Genomic DNA, 4314 nt, shown 5'->3' on the forward strand with positions numbered 1-4314 from the left:
TATCTAGAATCCTGCAGAGATGCGGGAGTGCCTTCGGGAATTAGAATACAGGTGCTGCATGGCTGTCGTCAGCTCGTGTCGTGAGATGTTGGGTTAAGTCCCGCAACGAGCGCAACCCTTGTCCTTAGTTACCAGCGGGTTAAGCCGGGAACTCTAAGGATACTGCCAGTGACAAACTGGAGGAAGGCGGGGACGACGTCAAGTCATCATGGCCCTTACGACCAGGGCTACACACGTGCTACAATGGTAGGTACAGAGGGCAGCTACACAGCGATGTGATGCGAATCTCAAAAAGCCTATCGTAGTCCAGATTGGAGTCTGCAACTCGACTCCATGAAGTAGGAATCGCTAGTAATCGCGGATCAGAATGCCGCGGTGAATACGTTCCCGGGCCTTGTACACACCGCCCGTCACACCATGGGAGTTGATTGCACCAGAAGTGGATAGCTTAACCTTCGGGGGAGCGTTCACCACGGTGTGGTTGATGACTGGGGTGAAGTCGTAACAAGGTAGCCGTAGGGGAACCTGCGGCTGGATCACCTCCTTATAGATGGCATTCGGTCAGCAAGAATTCACAACAAGTTGTTCTTTAGTTTAAGCTTACGTTTTAACAAGCGTAATTGGGTCTGTAGCTCAGCTGGTTAGAGCACCGTGTTGATAACGCGGGGGTCAGTGGTTCAAGTCCACTTAGACCCACCATTTTATAATGGGGCCATAGCTCAGTTGGTAGAGCGCCTGCCTTGCACGCAGGAGGTCAACGGTTCGACTCCGTTTGGCTCCACCACTATAGACGAATAAGCTTTAAGTGCTAATAGTATAAATAGAAACAAGTGATTCGCTAATATTAGCAAGATTGCTTCTTTCTGTTTTATACAGAATCTGTGACTCGACGAGAGCATAGAGACTATTTAAAAACATAGATATGAGTCTGGGTTAGGAACACGTGTTCACGCGTTGTTCCTAACCTTAATCACTCACCTCTTAACGACATCAGTTGTTATCCCAGGGGTGAGTGATTAAAAAAAGTAAAGAGAACTGAATCAAGCGTATAAACATAGGTGATATCGTTATCATAATTAGATCTTATGACACTTTGAAGTCAACACTTATTTATAAGTTAGACTACTTGGGGTTGTATGGTCAAGTAATGAAGCGCACATGGTGGATGCCTTGGCAGTCAGAGGCGATGAAAGACGTGACAGCCTGCGATAAGCTTCGGGGAGGCGGCAATATCCTGTGATCCGGAGATTTCTGAATGGGGAAACCCACCTACCATAAGGTAGGTATCTTGTACTTGTACAAGAAGCGAACGAGGGGAAGTGAAACATCTCAGTACCCTTAGGAATAGACATCAAATGAGATTCCCCTAGTAGCGGCGAGCGAACGGGGAGAAGCCGATTAATGCTAATGTAGAAGAACAGCGTGGGAAAGCTGACCGTAGTAGGTGATAGTCCTGTATTCGAAACATTAGCGTTAACATATTAAGTAGAGCGGGGCACGAGAAATCCTGTTTGAAGATGGGGGGACCATCCTCCAAGGCTAAATACTCCTGACTGACCGATAGTGAACCAGTACCGTGAGGGAAAGGCGAAAAGAACCCCTGTGAGGGGAGTGAAATAGAACCTGAAACCGTGTGCGTACAAGCAGTGGGAGCCTTAATTTATTAGGGTGACCGCGTACCTTTTGTATAATGGGTCAGCGACTTATATTCTGTAGCAAGGTTAACCGTTTAGGGGAGCCGTAGGGAAACCGAGTCTTAATAGGGCGTTTAGTTGCAGGGTATAGACCCGAAACCGAGTGATCTATCCATGAGCAGGTTGAAAGTGCCGTAACAGGCACCGGAGGACCGAACCCACTGTCGTTGAAAAGCCAGGGGATGACTTGTGGATAGGGGTGAAAGGCTAATCAAACTCGGTGATAGCTGGTTCTCCCCGAAAGCTATTTAGGTAGCGCCTCGGACGAACACCATTGGGGGTAGAGCACTGTTTCGGCTAGGGGGTCATACCGACTTACCAAACCGATGCAAACTCCGAATACCGATGAGTGATATCCGGGAGACACACAGTGGGTGCTAACGTCCATTGTGGAGAGGGAAACAACCCAGACCGCCAGCTAAGGCCCCAAATTCCTAGTTAAGTGGGAAACGAGGTGGGAAGGCATAGACAGCTAGGAGGTTGGCTTAGAAGCAGCCATCCTTTAAAGAAAGCGTAATAGCTCACTAGTCGAGTCGGCCCGCGCGGAAGATGTAACGGGGCTCAAACTAGGAGCCGAAGCTGCGGATTTGAATTTGTTTTCAAGTGGTAGGGGAGCGTTGTGTAAGCCTGTGAAGGTGTGTCGTAAGGCATGCTGGAGGTATCACAAGAGCGAATGCTGACGTGAGTAACGATAATGCGAGTGAAAAGCTCGCACGCCGGAAGATCAAGGGTTCCAGTCCAACGTTAATCGGGGCTGGGTGAGTCGACCCCTAAGGCGAGGCCGAAAGGCGTAGTCGATGGGAAATCGGTTAATATTCCGATACTTGTTTATAATGCGATGGAGGGACGGAGAAGGTTATGTCAGCCTGGCGTTGGTTGTCCAGGTGAAAGGATGTAGGCTTACAACTTAGGTAAATCCGGGTTGTTACATGGCTGAGATCTGATAGCAAGCTGTACTTGTACAGTGAAGTGGCAAATACCATGCTTCCAGGAAAAGCTTCTAAGCAATAGTTATAAACGAATCGTACCCTAAACCGACACAGGTGATCAGGTAGAGAATACCAAGGCGCTTGAGAGAACTCTGCTGAAGGAACTAGGCAAAATGGTACCGTAACTTCGGGAGAAGGTACGCTGCTGATGGTGATAGGACACGCTCCTTGAGCTGTTGGCAGTCGCAGATACCAGGCTGCTGCAACTGTTTATTAAAAACACAGCACTCTGCAAACACGAAAGTGGACGTATAGGGTGTGATGTCTGCCCGGTGCTGGAAGGTTAATTGATGGGGTTAGCGTAAGCGAAGCTCTTGATCGAAGCCCCAGTAAACGGCGGCCGTAACTATAACGGTCCTAAGGTAGCGAAATTCCTTGTCGGGTAAGTTCCGACCTGCACGAATGACATAATGATGGCAGCGCTGTCTCCAGCAGAGACTCAGTGAAATCGAAATCGCAGTGAAGATGCTGTGTACCCGCGGCTAGACGGAAAGACCCCGTGAACCTTTACTACAGCTTTACATTGAACTTTGACCTGACTTGTGCAGGATAGGTGGGAGGCTTTGAAGCCGAGACGCTAGTCTCGGTGGAGCCAATCTTGAAATACCACCCTGGTCATGTTGGGGTTCTAACTCAGGTATAACAATACCGAGGACAATGTATGGTGGGTAGTTTGACTGGGGCGGTCTCCTCCTAAAGAGTAACGGAGGAGTACGAAGGTGCGCTCAGACCGGTCGGAAATCGGTCGTAGAGTATAAAGGCAAAAGCGCGCTTAACTGCGAGACCCACAAGTCGAGCAGGTACGAAAGTAGGTCTTAGTGATCCGGTGGTTCTGTATGGAAGGGCCATCGCTCAACGGATAAAAGGTACTCTGGGGATAACAGGCTGATACCGCCCAAGAGTTCATATCGACGGCGGTGTTTGGCACCTCGATGTCGGCTCATCTCATCCTAGGGCTGAAGCAGGTCCTAAGGGTATGGCTGTTCGCCATTTAAAGAGGTACGCGAGCTGGGTTTAGAACGTCGTGAGACAGTTCGGTCCCTATCTACCGTGGGCGTTGGAAATTTGAGAGGATCTGCTCCTAGTACGAGAGGACCAGAGTGGACGAACCTCTGGTGTTCGGGTTGTCACGCCAGTGGCATTGCCCGGTAGCTACGTTCGGATGGGATAACCGCTGAAAGCATCTAAGCGGGAAGCCCACCTCAAGATTAGATTTCCCTAAAGAGCCGTTGAAGACTACGACGTTGATAGGCAGGGTGTGGAAGTGCAGCGATGCATGTAGCTAACCTGTACTAATTGCTCGTTTGGCTTGACCATACAACACCCAAGTGGTTTGTATGAAAGCTCTAATTAATCTATCTTGTATAAGCGAAAGCTTATAGAATAAAAGAAAGAATATTTCGATATCACCTTTAACCTTGATTCAGTTAGGTTACGAGTTGATCGACAACAAGCTAATACTTGACGTCAAACAATAAAAATAACAGACTCATATCTAACCCCCTTTGCTGACGACAATAGCATGATGGCACCACCTGATCCCTTCCCGAACTCAGAAGTGAAACATCATTGCGCCAATGGTAGTGTGGATTCGTCCATGTGAGAGTAGGTCATCGTCAGCTCTCTATTCT

2 tRNA genes and 3 rRNA genes (1 of these 5 running past the window's edge) are annotated in these 4314 nt (G+C 48.7%); all 5 read left to right on the top strand.

The features are described 5' to 3' along the window. Positions 1-547 (top strand): 16S ribosomal RNA (locus tag ACP7AE_RS13990) (it extends 1091 nt beyond the left edge of the window). Between the two features lie 75 nt (positions 548-622). After that, positions 623-699, top strand: a tRNA-Ile gene (locus tag ACP7AE_RS13995). Between the two features lie 9 nt (positions 700-708). Further along, positions 709-784, top strand: a tRNA-Ala gene (locus tag ACP7AE_RS14000). Positions 785-1138: 354 nt separating this feature from the next. After that, positions 1139-4000, top strand: a 23S ribosomal RNA gene (locus tag ACP7AE_RS14005). A 190-nt stretch (positions 4001-4190) separates the two neighbouring features. Beyond that, a 5S ribosomal RNA gene (gene rrf, locus ACP7AE_RS14010) occupies positions 4191-4305 on the top strand. The 16S, 23S and 5S rRNA genes sit together here with 2 tRNA genes alongside, the layout of an rRNA operon. The last annotated feature ends 9 nt before the right edge of the window (positions 4306-4314 follow it).

Origin of the sequence: Psychrobacter sp. TWP2-1-2, assembly GCF_049896785.1 — a bacterium.
GTDB lineage: Bacteria > Pseudomonadota > Gammaproteobacteria > Pseudomonadales > Moraxellaceae > Psychrobacter.